Here is a 16,131-nt window from a genome sequence, read left to right as displayed (position 1 = left end):
AGGCCGCCGGGGTCGCCCGGCTGGTCGTCGGGGCGGGTCGGGCGGCGGGGGAGCGGATCGCGGTCTCGTTGGCCGCCGCGGCCGCCGAGCGCGACGCCGCCGCCGCGGCCCGCGACGAGCGGGAACGCGCCCTCGGCGAGGCGCGGGTGACGACCGGGCGGCTGACGGCTCTGCTGGACAAGCTCACCGACGCCGTGCACCGCGACGAGGTGCTGCGCGCGCAGAACCGGCTGCGCCTGGAGCAGCTGACCGAGAAGGTGCTGGCCGACCACGGCCTGGCCGTCGACGACCTGGTCGCCGAGTACGGCCCGCAGTGCCCGGTGCCGGCGTCGGCGGCCGAGGTGGCCGAGTACGAGACGGCCCGCGAGCGCGGTGAGGAGGTCACCGAGCCCCCGCCGATGCCCTACGACCGGGCCACCCAGCAGCGTCGGGTGCAGCGCGCGGAGAAGGACCTGGCCCTGCTCGGCCGGGTCAACCCGCTGGCGCTGGAGGAGTTCGCCGCGCTGGAGGAGCGCTACCGGTTCCTCTCGACGCAGCTGGAGGACCTCAAGGACACCCGTCGCGACCTGCTCACCGTGGTCCGCGAGGTGGACGACAAGATCCTGGAGGTCTTCACCACCGCCTACCACGACGTCGCCCGCGAGTTCGAGATCGTCTTCTCGACGCTGTTCCCCGGCGGCGAGGGTCGGCTGGTGCTCACCGACCCCGACGACATGCTCACCACCGGCATCGAGGTCGAGGCCCGCCCGCCGGGCAAGAAGGTCAAGCGGCTGTCGCTGCTGTCGGGCGGCGAGCGCTCGCTGACCGCGATGGCCCTGCTGGTGGCCATCTTCCGGGCCCGGCCCTCGCCGTTCTACGTGCTCGACGAGATCGAGGCCGCGCTCGACGACGTCAACCTGCGCCGGCTGATCCTCCTGATGGAGGAGCTGCGCTCGACGAGCCAGCTGATCGTCATCACCCACCAGAAGCCGACGATGGAGGTCGCCGACGCGCTCTACGGCGTGTCCATGCGCGGCGACGGGATCACCACGGTCATCAGCCAGCGGCTGCGCGCCGCGAGCTGAGCGGGGGCCGCCGCCGGGCGGTGGGTGCGGGGTGCATGACAGGGTGGGCGGGTGAGCACGCAGACCCTCTGGATCGTCGTCGCCGTCGTGGTGGCGGTCCTGATCGTGGCCGTCGGCGTGGGCCTCTGGTTGCGCCGCAGGCGCCGGATCAGCCTGCGCGAGTCCGAGCGCCCCGGTCTCGGCACCGGGACCGACACCGCCCCCCCGCGCCGCGGCGGCACGTACACGGCGTCGGGCGGCTTCGACTTCTCGGCCGGCGGGGCCACCGACACCGAGCCGGCGCCGGTCGAGGACCGCGCCACCGGCGCCACCCGGGAGGACGCCGCGCCGCCGGTCGCGCCGCCGACGGCCGAGCCGGCCGCCGAGCCGGAGGTCGCGCCGGAGGTCGCGCCGGTCGACGAGGCCCGGGTGGACACCGCACCCGCACCCGACCCGGAGGCGGTCACCGACGCCGCGCCCGCGGACGCCGCGCCCGTCGATGCCGTCCCGCAGGCGGCGCCCGAGCACACCCCGACCGACGGCTCGCCCTTCCCGACGATCTCCGCGCCCCCCGAGGAGCCGGTCGCCGAGCCGGTCGCCGAGCCGGTTCCGACCCGGCCGGTCCCGCCGGAGGACATCCCCCCGGCCGAGGGCAGGCTGGTCAAGCTGCGCGGCCGGCTCGCCCGGTCCCGCTCGGGCTTCGGCCAGGGGCTGCTGGGCCTGCTGGGTGCCGGCGAGCTCGACGAGGAGTCCTGGGAGGACGTCGAGGCGATGCTCCTGCAGGCCGACCTCGGCCCGGAGATGACCATGGAGCTGGTCGAGACGCTGCGCACGGAGCTCGGCAAGCGCGCGGTGCGCACCCCCGAGCAGGCCCGCGCGCTGCTGCGGGAGGTGCTCACCGACGCCCTGCGCACCGACCTCGACCGCTCGGTGCGCGCGCTGCCCCACGACGGGCGCCCGGCGGTGCTGCTGGTCGTCGGGGTCAACGGCACCGGCAAGACCACCACCACGGGCAAGCTGGCCCGGGTGCTGGTCGGGGGCGGGCGGCACGTCGTGCTGGGCGCGGCCGACACGTTCCGCGCCGCCGCCGCCGAGCAGCTCGGCACGTGGGGCGAGCGCGCCGGCGCGACCGTGGTGCGCGGCGCGGAGGGTGCCGACCCGGCCAGCGTCGCGTTCGACGCGGTCAAGCAGGGCACCGAGGAGGGCGCCGACGTGGTCCTGCTGGACACCGCCGGGCGCCTGCACACCAAGACCGGCCTGATGGACGAGCTCGGCAAGGTCAAGCGGGTCGTGGAGCGCCAGGCCGAGGTCGACGAGGTGCTGCTCGTGCTCGACGCCACCACCGGGCAGAACGGCCTCACCCAGGCCCGCGTCTTCGGCGACGTGGTGAAGGTGACCGGGATCGCGCTCACCAAGCTCGACGGCACCGCCAAAGGCGGGATCGTGTTCCGCGTGCAGCGCGAGCTGGGGGTGCCGGTGAAGCTCGTCGGGCTCGGCGAGGGCCCCGACGACCTGGCCCCGTTCGAGCCAGGGGCGTTCGTCGACGCACTGCTGACGACGTGACCTGCGTCGCTCCGCGGGGGCCCGGTCCGGCATCCGACCGGTAGCGGAGCGGTAACGACCGGGACACGTAATCCCGTTGTAACGGCCCGCGTCCCCTCGTTCACCTGCCGGAAACAGCCGCACACGATGTCCGAAACACGGCGATCCGATAGTTCCCGGCGACTGCCGCACCATCGGCCCGACTTCGGACCAGCGGCGCGAACGGGAGGGAGTAGGAGTGGGAATCCCCGACACCGGCGATACCGCCTGGATGCTCGCCAGCGCGGCCCTCGTGCTGTTGATGACTCCGGGACTGGCGCTGTTCTACGGCGGAATGGTCCGTAGCAAGGGCGTCCTCAACATGATGATGATGAGCCTCGGCGCGGCGGGGGTCATCGGCGTTCTCTGGGTGCTGTACGGCTACTCGACGGCCTTCGGCGACAGCGTGGGTGGAGCCGGGTTCATGGGCAACCCCGGCGACTTCGCCGGGCTGAGCAGCCTGCTCGACGCCACCTACCTGGCCGACGCCGAGGCCGGCACCGACGTGTCGGTCCCGCTGGTCGGGACGATCCCGACGCTGGTCTTCGTGGCCTTCCAGGGAATGTTCGCGATCATCACGGTCGCCCTGATCTCCGGCGCGGTCGCCGACCGCATGAAGTTCGGCTCCTGGCTGTTGTTCGCCGGGCTCTGGGGCACGATCGTCTACTTCCCGGTCGCGCACTGGGTGTTCTCCTTCGACGAGGTCACCTCGGCCGTCGGCGGCTGGATCGCCAACGACCTCGCGGTCATCGACTTCGCCGGTGGCACCGCGGTGCACATCAACGCGGGTGTCGCCGCGCTCGTGCTGGCCATCGTGATCGGCAAGCGCCGCGGCTGGCCGCGCGAGCCCATGCGCCCGCACAACCTGACGCTGGTCATGCTCGGCGCCGGCATCCTGTGGTTCGGCTGGTTCGGGTTCAACGCCGGTTCGGCGGTCGGCTCGAACGGCATCGCCGGCTACGCCTTCGTCAACACCGTCGTCGCGACCGCCGCCGCCCTGCTCGGCTGGCTGTTGGTGGAGAAGCTGCGCGACGGCAAGCCGACCAGCCTCGGTGCCGCCTCCGGCATCGTGGCCGGCCTGGTCGCGATCACCCCGTCCTGCTCGTCGGTCTCGCCGATCGGCGCGATCGCGGTCGGCGCCATCGCCGGCATCCTCTGCGCGCTGGCGGTCGGCCTGAAGTTCCGCTTCGGCTACGACGACTCGCTCGACGTCGTGGGCGTCCACCTGGTCGGCGGTCTGGTCGGCACCCTGCTGATCGGCTTCCTGGCCACCGCCAGCTCGCCGGCCGGCGTCGACGGCCTGTTCTACGGCGGCGGCGTCGACCAGCTGTGGCGCCAGGCCGTCGGGGCGCTCGCGGTGATCGTCTACTGCGGGGTCCTGAGCCTGATCATCGCGCTGGCCCTGAAGTTCACCATCGGCCTGCGGATCTCCGACGAGGCCGAGGTCACCGGCATCGACGAGAGTGAGCACGCCGAGACCGGCTACGACTTCTCCACCCTGCGCAGCAGCGGCGGCGGCCTCGGCACCCCGCGCCCCGACGCGGCCACCCCCGCGGCGGCCGAGACCGTCGCGGCAGCATCCGGCAAGGAGGGCTGAAGCCAATGAAGCTGGTCACGGCGATCGTCAAGCCGTTCGTTCTGGAGGACGTCAAGGGCGCGCTGGAGCAGATCGGCGTGCTGGGCATGACGGTCAGCGAGGTCCAGGGCTACGGGCGGCAGAAGGGCCACACCGAGGTCTACCGCGGTGCCGAGTACTCGGTCGACTTCGTGCCGAAGGTCCGGGTGGAGGTCGTCGCCGACGACACCCTCGCGGACAAGGTCGTGGACGCCGTCGTGGAGGCGGCCCGCACCGGCAAGATCGGTGACGGCAAGGTCTGGGTGACCACGGTCGAGACCGTCATCCGGGTCCGCACCGGCGAGCGCGGCTCGGACGCCGTCTAACCACCACCCCCGCCGGGCCGTGGCCCGGCGAACGACACCGGGCACGACGCCGGGGCCCGCCTGCACCGCTCGTCGGTGCGGCGGGCCCTGGCGCTTTCCCCCTCTTCCCGGCGGTTCCGCGCCGACCGCGCCATCCCGCCACAGCTCGGCTCCGATCGGAGAACGTCGTCATGAAGCTCGTGACCGCCATCGTCAAGCCGTTCGCGCTCGACGACGTCCGCGCCGGCCTGGAGCGGCTGGACATCGCCGGGATGACCGTCAGCGAGGTGTCCGGGTACGGGCGCCAGCGCGGGCACACCGAGGTCTACCGGGGCGCGGACTACCAGGTCGACTTCGTGCCCAAGGTGCGCATCGAGGTCGCCACCGAGGCCGACCAGGTCGAGAAGGTCGTCGACGCGGTCATCCGGGCCGCCCGCACCGGCAAGATCGGCGACGGCAAGGTGTGGGTGACGACGTTGGACACCGTGGTGCGCGTGCGCACCGGTGAGCGGGGTGCCGACGCGCTGTGAGTGCCGGGAACGCGGTGTCGGGGGACGCGGGCGATCTCGTCAGGGCGAAGGCGGTGCTGCTGGACCCCGGTCCGGGCAAGCGCAGGCTTGGTCCGGAAGCGCTGCGCGCGGCCCTGGTTGATCTGCACGACTTCTGGTTGTCCTCGCGGGCGGCGGCGATCGGTCTGACCGACCGCGCGGCGCTGGTCGCCGTGGGAGCGCTCGGGCGACGGGAGCTCGCCCCCTATTCCGACCTGGATCTGGTGCTGCTGCACGACGGCCGCAAGGACGTCGGCGAGCTGGCCGACCGGCTGTGGTACCCCCTCTGGGACGCCGGCATCGGCCTCGACCACTCGGTGCGCACCCCGGGCCAGGCCGTCCAGATCGCGGCGACCGACCTGCGCGCCGCCGTCGGGCTGCTGGAGGCGCGCCACATCGCCGGCGACACGGCGCTGTCCACCAAGGTGGGGGCGGCCGTGCGGCAGGCGTGGCGGGCCGGCATCCGCGGCCGCTTCGACGAGCTCGCCGACACCGCCAGGGCCCGCTGGGCCAAGGTCGGCGACGTCGCGCACCGCGTGGAGCCGGACCTGAAGAACGGCCACGGCGGGCTGCGCGACATCCAGCTGATCGACGCGCTGGCCGCCGCGCAGCTGGTCGACCGCCCCGCGGGCGAGGTGCTCGAGGCCCGCGCGCTGCTGCTCGACGTGCGCACCGAGCTGCACCGCATCGCCGGGCGCGCCCGGGACGTCATGCGTGCCCAGGACGCCGACGAGATCGCCGGGCAGCTGGAGATCGCCGACCGGTTCGAGCTGGCCAGGGCGCTGTCGGGGGCCGCCCGGGTGGTCGCCTTCGCCGCCGAGACCGGTCTGCGCGCCGCCCGGCTCGCGCTGCCCCGCCGGGGCCTGGCCGCGCTGCGCCGCCCGCCGGTGCGCCGCCCGCTGGACACCGGCGTCGTCGAGCACGCCGGCGAGGTGACCCTGGCCCGCGACGCCGCCGCGGCCCGCGACCCCGGGCTGGTCCTGCGGGTGGCCGCGAGCGCGGCCCGCACCGGTATGCCGGTGGCCGCGGGCACCCTGCACCGCCTCGCCGACACCGCCCCCGAACTGCGCGAGCCCTGGCCGCGCGCGGCGCTGGCCGAGCTGCTGTCGCTGCTGGGCACCGGCCGCGCGATGGTCGACGTGGTGGAGGCGCTCGACCGCACCGGGCTCTGGGGGCGGCTGTTCCCGGAGTGGGGCGCGGTGCGCGACCTGCCCCCGCGCGACCGGGCGCACGTCTGGACGGTCGACCGGCACCTCGTCGAGGCCTGCGCGCAGGCCGCCCGGCTGACCACCCGCGTGGCCCGTCCGGACCTGCTGCTGGTCGGGACGCTGCTGCACGACATCGGCAAGGGCCGAGGTGAGGACCACTCGGTGGTGGGGGAGTCGCTGGCCCAGCAGGTCGGGCGGCGGCTGGGGTTCGCCGAGCCCGACGTGGCGGTGCTGGCCGCCGTCGTGCGCCACCACCTGCTGCTCCCGCACACCGCCACCCGCCGCGACCTGGACGACCCGGCCACCGTCACCCGGGTCGCCGAGACGCTCGACGCCGCGGTCCCGGGCAACGGCGCGCTGCTGCTCGACCTGCTCGGCGCGCTCGCCGAGGCCGATTCGCTGGCCACCGGACCGGGCGTGTGGAGCCCCTGGAAGCGCGCGCTCATCGGCGACCTCGTGCTGCGCTGCCGGGCCCTGCTGGCCGGGGAGGCGCTGCCGGCGCCTGCCTCGCCGACCGCGGCCGAGCAGGAGATGGTCACCGAGGCGAGCGCCGACGGGCGGCCCCGCGTGCACCTGGACGGGAGCGCGGAGCCCGCGACGGCGGTCGTGGTGCTACCCGACCGGCCCGGCGCCCTGGCCGCGGCCACCGGCGTGCTCGCCCTGCACTCGCTGGAGGTGCACGCCGCCGAGCTGCGCACCGTCGAGAAGACGGCGGTGTTCACCTTCACCGCATCGCCCCGCTTCGGCGGCCTGCCCGACGCCGCACTGCTGCGCTCCGACCTGGTCCGGGTGCTCGACGGCAGCCTCGCGCTGACCGAGGCGCTGGCGCGCAAGGAGCGCGACTACGCGCCGGTGAACCCCTCCGGGGAACCCCCGGCCCCGCCGCGGGTGCTGTGGTTCGACGACGAGGCCACCGGCGCGGTGGTGCTGGAGCTGCGCGGCACCGACCGCATCGGGCTGCTGCACCGGGTCGCCGAGGCGCTGGAGGGAGCGGGCGTCGGCCTGCGCTGGGCGAGGGTCGCGACGCTGGGCGCGTCGGTCGTCGACTCGTTCTGCCTCGACTGCGCGAAGGAGCCCGACGCGGCCGAGCGACGGCGGATAGCCGCCGCCGTGCTGGCCGCGGCGGGGTGAGGCGGGGTCGCCCCTCTAGGCTCGCCGTGCTGCGGCCGGCTACGGGGAAGCGAACCGGTGACTACGGAACGAAACGGGCGGATCGTACGTTCCACCCAGGTGACCACGCTCGCCCTGTCGGGTCGGTCCCTGCTGCTCGTCGCCGGCATGCCGGGCGCGGGCAAGTCGACGCTGCTGCGCGACCTCCCGTCCCGGCCGGGCCTGCGCGTCCTGGACTCCGACACCTACCGCTCCCGGATGGCGGCGGTGACCGGCCCGGTCCCCTACGCGTGGTACCGACCGGTCGTGCACGCCTGGCACCGGCTCTCCGTGCTGGCCGCGGCCGCGTCGTCGGCCCGCGTGGTCGTCGTCCACCTCCCGGCCACGGCCCAGCGCACGCGGGCGGCGGTGGCCGGACTGGCCGCGCTGACCGGCCGCGACGCGCACCTGGTCTGGCTGCACGTCGAACCGGAGGAGGCCCTGCGCGGCCAGCGCCAGCGCGGTCGCGTGGTCCCGAGCGCGTCGTTCCTCGGGCACGCCCGCCGCGCCGCCACCACCACGGCGCGCCTGCGCGCCGGGGCCGACCACGGCGGATGGCGGTCGGTGACCGTGCTCGACCGGGCCGCCGCCCGCGACGGCCTGCGCCTCGCCACGGCGCCGCCGGCGCGGGCGAAGGCGCCGGTGGAACACGCACGGTCCACGCCCCAGTAGGCTGAGAAGGGTGTTCGACACCCTCTCCGAGCGACTCGGCGCAACCCTCGCCAACCTGCGGGGCAAGGGCCGGCTGTCCGACGCCGACATCGACACCACGGCGCGCGAGATCCGCATCGCGCTGTTGGAGGCGGACGTCGCGCTCCCCGTGGTGCGCGGTTTCATCACGCGGGTCAAGGAGCGGGCCAAGGGCGCCGAGGTCTCCGGTGCGCTGAACCCGGCCCAGCAGGTCGTCAAGATCGTCAACGACGAGCTGGTCACGGTCCTGGGCGGGGAGACCCGCCGCATCCGGCTGGCCAAGGAGCCGCCCAGCGTCGTCATGCTCGCCGGCCTGCAGGGCTCGGGCAAGACCACGCTCGCCGGCAAGCTGGCGCACTGGCTCAAGGGCCAGGGCCACGCCCCGCTGCTGGTCGCCTGCGACCTGCAGCGCCCGAACGCGGTCAACCAGCTGCAGATCGTCGGCGAGCGCGCGGGCGTCACCACGTTCGCGCCCGAGCCGGGCAACGGCGTCGGCGACCCGGTCGACGTCGCCCGCCGCGGCGTCGCGCACGCCCGCGAGAAGATGTTCGACGTCGTCGTCATCGACACCGCGGGCCGCCTCGGCGTCGACGAGGAGTTGATGCGCCAGGCCTCCGACATCCGCGACGCCACCCGGCCCGACGAGACGCTGTTCGTCGTCGACGCGATGATCGGCCAGGACGCCGTGGCCACGGCCGAGGCCTTCCGCGACGGCGTCGGCTTCACCGGCGTCGTGCTCACCAAGCTCGACGGCGACGCCCGCGGTGGTGCCGCGCTGAGCGTGCGCGAGGTGACCGGCCAGCCCATCCTGTTCGCCTCCTCGGGCGAGAAGCTGGCCGACTTCGACGTCTTCCACCCCGACCGGATGGCCTCGCGCATCCTGGGCATGGGCGACCTGCTCACGCTCATCGAGCAGGCCGAGTCGGCGTTCGACCAGGAGCAGGCCGCCGCCACCGCGGCCAAGATGTCCACCGGCGAGCTGTCGCTGGAGGACTTCCTCGAGCAGATGCTGGCCATCCGCAAGATGGGCCCCATCGGCAACATCCTCGGCATGCTGCCCGGCGCCAACTCCGGGCAGATGAAGGAGGCGCTGGCCCAGGTCGACGACCGGCGCCTCGACCGGCTGCAGGCCATCATCCGGGGCATGACCCCGGCCGAGCGGGCCGACCCGAAGATCATCAACGGGTCCCGGCGGCTGCGCATCGCCAACGGCTCGGGGGTGACCGTCAACGAGGTCAACGAGCTGGTCAAGAACTTCTTCGAGGCCCGCAAGCAGATGAAGCAGATGGCCGGGCAGTTCGGCTTCGGCGGCTCGACGCGCAGCGCCACCCGCAAGCAGGCCAAGGGCCGCAAGGGCAAGAAGGGCGCCAAGCGCCCGGCCGGCCGCGGCCCGGCCCGCGGGGCCCTGCCCGCCGGCCTCGGCGGCATGCCCGACCTGTCCGGCCTCCCGCCGTCGCTGCGCGAGCTGCCGCCGGGCATGGACCAGCTGCCCCCCGGCTTCGACCCGAGCAAGCTGAAGTTCCCCAGGAAGGACGGCTGACCACGTGCCCCCCGCCGGAGGGTGCTAGTGCACCGGCTCCGCGGCGTCCTGCTGCCCGGTGAGCAGACCGTCGAGCTGTTCGTCGACGCCGACGGCCTGATCGCCGGGGAACCGCTGCCCGGCGCCGAGACCCTGGTCGACTCCGGGTTCCTGGTGCCGGGCCTGGTCGACGCGCACTGCCACGTCGGGCTCGGCCCGGCCGGCGGCGCGGTCGACCTCGGCACGGCCGAGGAGCACGCCACGACCGATCGCGACGCGGGCGCGCTGCTCCTGCGCGACTGCGGCTCGCCGACCGACACCCGCCCCCTGCAGGGCCGCGTCGACCTCCCGGAGATCATCCGGGCGGCCCGGCACCTGGCCCGCCCCAAGCGCTACATCCCCGGCCTGGCCCTGGAGCTCGACGACCCGACCCTGCTGCCCGAGGCGGTGGCCGAGCAGGCGGCCGCCGGCGACGGCTGGGTCAAGCTCGTCGGCGACTGGATCGACCGCGGGGTCGGCGACCTGGCCCCGCTCTGGTCCGACGACGTGCTGGTCGCGGCGATCGACGCGGCGCACGCGGCGGGCGCGCGGGTCACCGCGCACGTCTTCGGCACCGAGGCCCTGCCCGGGCTCATCCGTGCCGGCATCGACTGCATCGAGCACGGCACCGGCCTCACCGACGACCTCATCGCCGAGATGGCCGACCGCGGCACCGCGCTGGTGCCCACGTTGATCAACGTCGACACGTTCCCGGACATCGCCGGGAAGGCCACCCGCTACCCGACCTACGCCGGGCACATGCGCGAGCTGCACGCCGGCGCGCGCGACGTCGTCCGCCGCGCGGTCGAGGCCGGCGTGGCGGTCTACGCCGGCACCGACGCGGGCGGCGTCATCGCGCACGGGCGCATCGCCGACGAGGTCGCCGCCCTGCACGCCGCAGGCCACCCGGACGCGCTGGGCGCCGCCAGCTGGGCCGCGCGCGAGTGGCTGGGCCGCCCCGGCCTGGTCCCGGGAGCCCCGGCCGACCTGGTCGTCTACCCGGCCGACCCGCGCACCGACCCGGAGGTCCTGCACCGCCCCACCCTGATCATGCTGCGCGGGCGGGTCGTGCCCGCCCGCGGCTGATCGACGACACGCGGCGTGCGCGGCTCCCGGCCGGTAGCGTCGTGCGGGTGGGACCTGGGGAGAACGACGAGCGGCCCGGCGAGACGGGCCCGGACGACGGGTTCCGCGCGGCGGGCGGACCTCCGCCGGGCGCCGAGCCCGCCGAGCACGCGTCCCCCGCCGATCCGCCACCCGCGGTCGGCGCCCCTGACGCGGTCGCGTCGCCGGCCGAGGAGCCGGTCGGGGTGACCAACGGCACGTCGGCCCACGGCGCGGCCCGCAACGGCGGAGGGTCGGCGGCCGCGCTGTGGTCCGCGCCGGACTGGGACCCGACCGCCCCCGACCCGCACCCCGCCGCGAGCCCGGTGCCGGTCGGGACGGCCGCGGTGGGTCCGGCCGCACCGACGGCACCGGCCGCTCCAGCGGCGCCGGGGGCGTCACCGAGCGGCTGGGAGGGGCCGCCGTCGGCGCCCCCTCGGCGCACGCACCGCTGGGGCCTCGGTGCCTACATCGTCGTCGAAGTGATCTTCCTGGGCACCTCGCTGCTGATCAGCTGGCTGCTCGCCACCGACGGGCCGCCCGCCGCCAGCAGCCTGGCCATCGCGCTCGCCGCGCCCACCGTGCTCACCGCGGCCACCGCGCTGCTGATCACCCGGCTGCGCGGCAACGGTCCGATCGCCGACCTGGGGCTCACCCCGACCTGGCGCGACGTCGGGCTCGGCGTCGCCTTCGGGGTGGGCGGCCTGGTGGTCACCATCCCGGCGTCGGTGCTGTTCGTCGCGATCGTCGGCGAGGACGCCACCTCCGCGGTGGGCGCGGTCTTCGGCGACGTCTCGGCGTCGGTGCCGTGGGCGATCGCGGTCTTCCTGATCGTGGTGTTCGTCGCGCCGCTGTGCGAGGAGATCGTCTACCGCGGGCTGCTGTGGGGCGGGGTGGAGCGGCTGGCCGGTCCCAAGGTCGCCTTCGGCGTGTCCACGCTGCTGTTCGCGCTCGCCCACTTCGAGTTCACCCGCACCCCGTTGTTGCTGGTGGTGGCCCTGCCGATCGCCATCGCCCGGTACTACACGGGCCGGCTGACGGCCAGCGTCGTCGCCCACCAGATCAACAACCTGCTGCCCGGGGTCGTGCTGCTGCTGGGTCTGCTGGGCATCGCCCCGCTGGGCTGAGCCCGCCCGCGGGCGTGCGGTGGGCGCCACCGTGCACGACACGCCGATCCGTCTGGCAGAATGGTCGATCGACCCGCGGTGGGCCCTCTACCCGTGCCGCGGCCAGCACACGTCGAGCGAGCGCAGCCCGTAACCCCACGCGAGCCGCGCGGGCTCACCCGTAGCACCACCAGATCCGCGAGGAGCACCAGACAGCGTGGCCGTCAAGATCAAGCTGATGCGGTTGGGCAAGATCCGTCAGCCCTACTACCGCATCGTCGTCGCCGACGCCCGCAGCCGCCGCAGCGGCCGGGCCATCGAGACCATCGGCAAGTACCACCCGAAGAACGAGCCGAGCCTGATCGAGGTCGACTCCGAGCGCGCGCAGTACTGGCTGGGCGTCGGCGCGCAGCCGACCGAGCCGGTGCAGCACCTGTTGGAGATCACCGGCGACTGGCAGAAGTTCAAGGGCCTGCCGGGCGCCGAGGGCACCCTCAAGCCGCAGGCCGAGAAGGTCGACAAGCTGGCCCGCTTCCAGGCCGCGCTGGCCGCCGCCGGCCAGGAGCCCACCACCGAGGCCACCACGCCGCGCAAGAAGGGCGACCGCCGGCCCAAGGCCGAGGAGGCCGCGAGTGAGGGTGAGGCCGCTGAGGCCGACAAGTCGTGAGCGTCTTGGCTGACGCTCTCGACCACCTCGTCCGGGGCATCGTCGACCACCCGGACGACGTCCAGGTCGAACTGGTGACCACCCGCCGCGGGCGCACGCTCGAGGTGCGGGTGCACCCGGAGGACCTGGGCAAGGTGATCGGCCGGGGCGGTCGCACCGCGACCGCCCTGCGGACCGTCGTCGGTGGCATCGGCGGTCGGGGCGTGCGGGTGGATGTCGTCGACACCGACCGGTAGCGGCACCGAGGTCCTGGTGGGTGTCGCCGTGCGGGCCCACGGCCTGCGCGGCGAGCTCGCCGTCGACCTGCACACCGACTCGCCCGCCGAGCGGTTCGCGCCCGGCGCGGTCCTGCGCGGCCGGCGGGCCGGTGCCGCCGACCGCAGCCTGACCGTCGAGGCCGCCCGGCGGCACGGCGAGCGGCTGCTCGTCCGGTTCGTCGAGGTCCCCGACCGCGACGCCGCCGAGGCCATCCGCGGCACCCGGCTGCTGGTCGAGACGGGCACGCTGCCGCCCCCCGAGGACCCGGACGAGTTCCACGTCCACCAGATCGAGGGCCTGCGGGCCGAGCTGGAGGACGGCACGACCGTCGGCACGGTCCGCGAGGTCGTGCACGGCCCGGGCGGCGAGCTGCTCGTGCTGCGCCGCCCCGACCTGCCCGACGCGCTGGTCCCGTTCGTGCGGGCCATCGTGCCGACCGTCGACCTGGCCGGCGGCCGGGTCGTGCTGACCCCGCCAGAGGGCCTGCTCGACCCCGAGTAGTCCTGCTCACGAGAACGGGGCGCCACACACGTGGCGCCCCGTTTTTCGTGTCCCCACCCGCCGCCGCGCTCTCCAGGACGGGGCGGCTGGGCGCTGGGCTGGACGGGAGCCGCTCTCGTCCAATCGACGGGCTCCCCGAGCAGATGCTGTCAACTGACGTTGACACGGTGCGAGTGTCAACGTAGGTTGACGTCATGACGGATGCGACGAAGGTCGCGGCGGCGGCGTCCAGCAGGGACCCGGCCGTCGGGCTGGCGGCGGTGGCGTCCCTGCGGGGACTGCTGGAGTCGCTGGAGGAGCTGCAGGTGAGCAACGCCAGGGCGCAGGGCTGGTCCTGGCAGCAGATCGCGGACGTGCTGCGGGTGACCCGCCAGGCCGTCCACAAGAAGTACCGCCGGTTCGGGCTGTAGAGGGGGAACGATGTTCGAGAGGTTCACGACGAAGGCCCGCGACACCGTGATCGGCGCCCAGGAGGTGGCGCGCCGGTTCGACGCCGACGCGATCGGGTCGGAGCACCTGCTCGCGGCGCTGTACGACCAGCGGGGCAACCTCGCCCTCACGGTGCTCGACGCGCTGTCCGTGCCGCGCGCGGAGGTCGAGGCCGAGCTGGAGCGCATCCGCACCGGCGGCGTCGCCACCCCGTCGGACGCCGAGGCGCTGGCGACCCTGGGCATCGACCTGGACGAGGTGCGCCGCCAGGTCGAGGAGGCGTTCGGGCCGGGCGCGCTCGACCGCACCCGCAGCGGCCTCGGCCGGCGGTGGGGCCGGCGCGGGCACCTGCCGTTCGGCAAGGACGCCAAGAAGGTCCTGGCGCTGGCGCTGCGCGAGGCCGTGCTGCTCAAGCACAACTACATCGGCTGCGAGCACATCCTGCTCGGGATGCTGCACGAGGGCACCGGCGCGGCCGGGGTGTTCCTGCGCAGCCGCGGGGTGCGCCAGGACGCCACCCGGATCATCGTCGAGGAGCTGCTCAAGCGGCGCCGGGCCGGCTGAGCCGCGCGGCGCCCGGCTGGGACGATCGGCGCCGTGCGCTTCGACGTGGTGACGATCTTCCCGGGCTACCTGGCGCCGCTGCGCGAGGCGCTGCTCGGCCGGGCGATCGGGGCCGGGCTCGTCGAGGTCGCCGTGCACGACCTGCGCGACTGGACGCACGACGTCCACCAGGCCGTCGACGACGCCCCCTACGGCGGTGGGCCCGGCATGGTCATGAAGCCCCAGGTCTGGGGGGAGGCGCTGGACGCCGTGCTGGCCGCCGACGACCGGCCGGCCCGGCTGGTCGTGCCGACCCCGGCCGGGCGGCCGTTCCGCCAGTCCACCGCGCAGGCGTGGGCGGGGGAGCAACGGCTGGTCTTCGCCTGCGGCCGCTACGAGGGGATCGACCAGCGCGTGGTCGACGAGGCCGCCGCGCGGATGCCCGTCGACGAGGTGAGCATCGGCGACTACGTGCTGGTCGGTGGCGAGGTGGCGGTGCTGGTGATGGTGGAGGCGGTGGCCAGGCTGCTGCCGGGGGTGCTGGGCAACCCCGTCTCCGCCGCCCAGGACTCGTTCTCCGACGGGCTGTTGGAGGGCCCGGCCTACACCCGCCCGGAGACCTGGCGCGGGCTGTCCGTGCCCGAGGTGCTGCGCAGCGGCAACCACGGCGCCATCGCCCGCTGGCGGCGTGACCGAGCGCTCGAGCGCACCGCCGCCAGGCGCCCCGACCTGCTCGCCGCCCTGCCCCGCGACGCGCTCGACGCCGCCGACCGGGCCTTCCTGGAGTCCCTGCGGGACGGGTGATTTCACCCGACCCGGACCCGTCTGGCATCATGGACGGGTTGCTGGCGCCCGGCGGACCCGCGCCGGGCCTGCCCCGGCGCCTCCCACTCCGCGGCGACGGCGCCCCCGCACGATCGCTATCACGCACCGAGGACGGATCTTCGCGATGAACACCCTGGACGCCCTGGACGCGCAGATGCTGCGCTCCGACATCCCCGCCTTCCGGCCGGGCGACACGCTCAAGGTGCACGTGAAGGTCATCGAGGGCAACCGGTCCCGCGTCCAGGTGTTCCAGGGCGTCGTGATCCGCCGCCACGGCGCGGGCGCCCGGGAGACCTTCACCGTCCGCAAGATCTCGTTCGGCGTCGGCGTCGAGCGCACGTTCCCGGTGCACTCCCCGAACATCGACCGGATCGAGGTCTTCACCCGCGGCGACGTCCGCCGGGCGAAGCTGTACTACCTCCGTGAGCTGCGCGGGAAGGCCGCGAAGATCAAGGAGAAGCGCGAGACCCCGTCCGCGTCCTGACCGCGGTCCTCGGGTTCCCGTAGCCTCATGGGCGTGGCCCCACCCGAGCTCCCCGACGATCGGCGGGCGTCCCCGCGGAGGTACCCGCCCGCGGAGCCGCCGGTCTCGGTCCGCCACCGGGGCGACGACGGAGCACCCCGTCCGGGGCACCCCCTGGACGGGCCGGTCGACCCCTCCGCGGGAGCGCCCGGGTTCCCGGCGACCGGTGGTCACCCCACCGGCAACGGCCACCCCACCGGCAGTAGCAACCCGAACGGCGGCGGCCGCGCCAACGGCGCCCCGAACGGCCACGGACCCAACGGGCGCCCGTACCCGAGCGGCCCGAACGCGAACGGCCGGGCGCCGGCCGGGCGCCCGTTGCCCGCCGACGGCGCCGGCACCTTCGGTCCGTCCACCGCGAACGCCCAGCCCCCCGGCGACGTCCGCCGGGCCGGACCGGGCCACCCGGACGGCGCCTTCCCCGGCGGCCCCCGCCGACCCGAGGCCGCGCACCGCGGCACGGCGCCCGAGCCCGGTG

General features: G+C 74.9%; 17 protein-coding genes and 1 pseudogene. All 18 read left to right on the top strand.

All coding sequences use genetic code 11. From position 1 onward, the window contains the following. Window positions 1-1,064: AAA family ATPase (locus KIK08_RS30745; protein WP_214406807.1), on the top strand; the 1,064-nt coding region annotated here is incomplete at its 5' end. A gap of 51 nt (window positions 1,065-1,115) precedes the next feature. Further along, complete coding sequence (gene ftsY, locus KIK08_RS30740) at window positions 1,116-2,606, top strand: signal recognition particle-docking protein FtsY (RefSeq protein ID WP_214406806.1); 1,491 nt, start codon at window positions 1,116-1,118, stop codon at window positions 2,604-2,606. A gap of 223 nt (window positions 2,607-2,829) precedes the next feature. Continuing rightward, window positions 2,830-4,221, top strand: a complete 1,392-nt coding sequence (locus KIK08_RS30735; protein WP_308258000.1) for an ammonium transporter — start codon at window positions 2,830-2,832, stop codon at window positions 4,219-4,221. 5 nt (window positions 4,222-4,226) lie between these two features. Beyond that, on the top strand, window positions 4,227-4,565 hold the full coding sequence (locus tag KIK08_RS30730) for a P-II family nitrogen regulator (protein WP_214406805.1): 339 nt from the start codon (window positions 4,227-4,229) through the stop codon (window positions 4,563-4,565). Between the two features lie 170 nt (window positions 4,566-4,735). Then, a complete protein-coding gene (locus KIK08_RS30725; RefSeq protein WP_214406804.1) occupies window positions 4,736-5,074 on the top strand; it encodes a P-II family nitrogen regulator in 339 nt (112 codons plus the stop codon). Continuing rightward, window positions 5,071-7,431, top strand: a complete 2,361-nt coding sequence (locus KIK08_RS30720; protein WP_308257999.1) for a [protein-PII] uridylyltransferase — start codon at window positions 5,071-5,073, stop codon at window positions 7,429-7,431. Before KIK08_RS30725 ends, KIK08_RS30720 begins: the two co-directional genes overlap by 4 nt. Window positions 7,432-7,530: 99 nt before the next feature. Further along, entirely contained in the window at window positions 7,531-8,121 is a 591-nt protein-coding gene (locus KIK08_RS30715) for an AAA family ATPase (RefSeq protein ID WP_308257998.1), read from the top strand. Between the two features lie 10 nt (window positions 8,122-8,131). Next, window positions 8,132-9,679, top strand: coding sequence for a signal recognition particle protein (gene ffh / locus KIK08_RS30710; RefSeq protein ID WP_214406803.1), 1,548 nt, complete (start codon window positions 8,132-8,134; stop codon window positions 9,677-9,679). 27 nt (window positions 9,680-9,706) lie between these two features. After that, window positions 9,707-10,783: an amidohydrolase family protein gene (locus KIK08_RS30705; RefSeq protein ID WP_214406802.1), complete on the top strand. Its 1,077-nt coding sequence runs from the start codon at window positions 9,707-9,709 to the stop codon at window positions 10,781-10,783. 47 nt (window positions 10,784-10,830) lie between these two features. Then, complete coding sequence (locus KIK08_RS42005) at window positions 10,831-11,928, top strand: CPBP family intramembrane glutamic endopeptidase (protein ID WP_308257997.1); 1,098 nt, start codon at window positions 10,831-10,833, stop codon at window positions 11,926-11,928. 196 nt (window positions 11,929-12,124) lie between these two features. After that, window positions 12,125-12,574: a 30S ribosomal protein S16 gene (gene rpsP, locus KIK08_RS30695; RefSeq protein ID WP_214406801.1), complete on the top strand. Its 450-nt coding sequence runs from the start codon at window positions 12,125-12,127 to the stop codon at window positions 12,572-12,574. Then, a complete protein-coding gene (locus KIK08_RS30690) occupies window positions 12,571-12,810 on the top strand; it encodes an RNA-binding protein (protein WP_169396507.1) in 240 nt (79 codons plus the stop codon). Before rpsP ends, KIK08_RS30690 begins: the two co-directional genes overlap by 4 nt. Continuing rightward, complete coding sequence (gene rimM, locus KIK08_RS30685) at window positions 12,788-13,333, top strand: ribosome maturation factor RimM (RefSeq protein WP_214406800.1); 546 nt, start codon at window positions 12,788-12,790, stop codon at window positions 13,331-13,333. Before KIK08_RS30690 ends, rimM begins: the two co-directional genes overlap by 23 nt. Before the next feature lie 194 nt (window positions 13,334-13,527). Then, on the top strand, window positions 13,528-13,743 hold the full coding sequence (locus KIK08_RS30680; RefSeq protein WP_214406799.1) for a helix-turn-helix domain-containing protein: 216 nt from the start codon (window positions 13,528-13,530) through the stop codon (window positions 13,741-13,743). 10 nt (window positions 13,744-13,753) lie between these two features. Then, window positions 13,754-14,326: a Clp protease N-terminal domain-containing protein gene (locus tag KIK08_RS30675; protein ID WP_214406798.1), complete on the top strand. Its 573-nt coding sequence runs from the start codon at window positions 13,754-13,756 to the stop codon at window positions 14,324-14,326. A 33-nt stretch (window positions 14,327-14,359) separates the two neighbouring features. Then, window positions 14,360-15,109 (top strand): tRNA (guanosine(37)-N1)-methyltransferase TrmD, encoded by a 750-nt coding sequence (trmD, locus tag KIK08_RS30670; RefSeq protein WP_214406797.1) that lies wholly within the window; start codon window positions 14,360-14,362, stop codon window positions 15,107-15,109. A 145-nt stretch (window positions 15,110-15,254) separates the two neighbouring features. Continuing rightward, the gene (gene rplS, locus KIK08_RS30665; RefSeq protein WP_214406796.1) at window positions 15,255-15,614 is read left to right on the top strand and encodes a 50S ribosomal protein L19; all 360 of its coding nucleotides are present in this window, start codon (window positions 15,255-15,257) and stop codon (window positions 15,612-15,614) included. 33 nt (window positions 15,615-15,647) lie between these two features. Then, window positions 15,648-16,131: pseudogene (locus KIK08_RS30660) on the top strand (hypothetical protein); the annotation flags it as partial.

Origin of the sequence: Pseudonocardia lacus (assembly GCF_018531445.1) — a bacterium.
Classification (GTDB): domain Bacteria; phylum Actinomycetota; class Actinomycetes; order Mycobacteriales; family Pseudonocardiaceae; genus Pseudonocardia; species Pseudonocardia lacus.
This window is presented reverse-complemented; position numbering and strand designations above follow the sequence as displayed.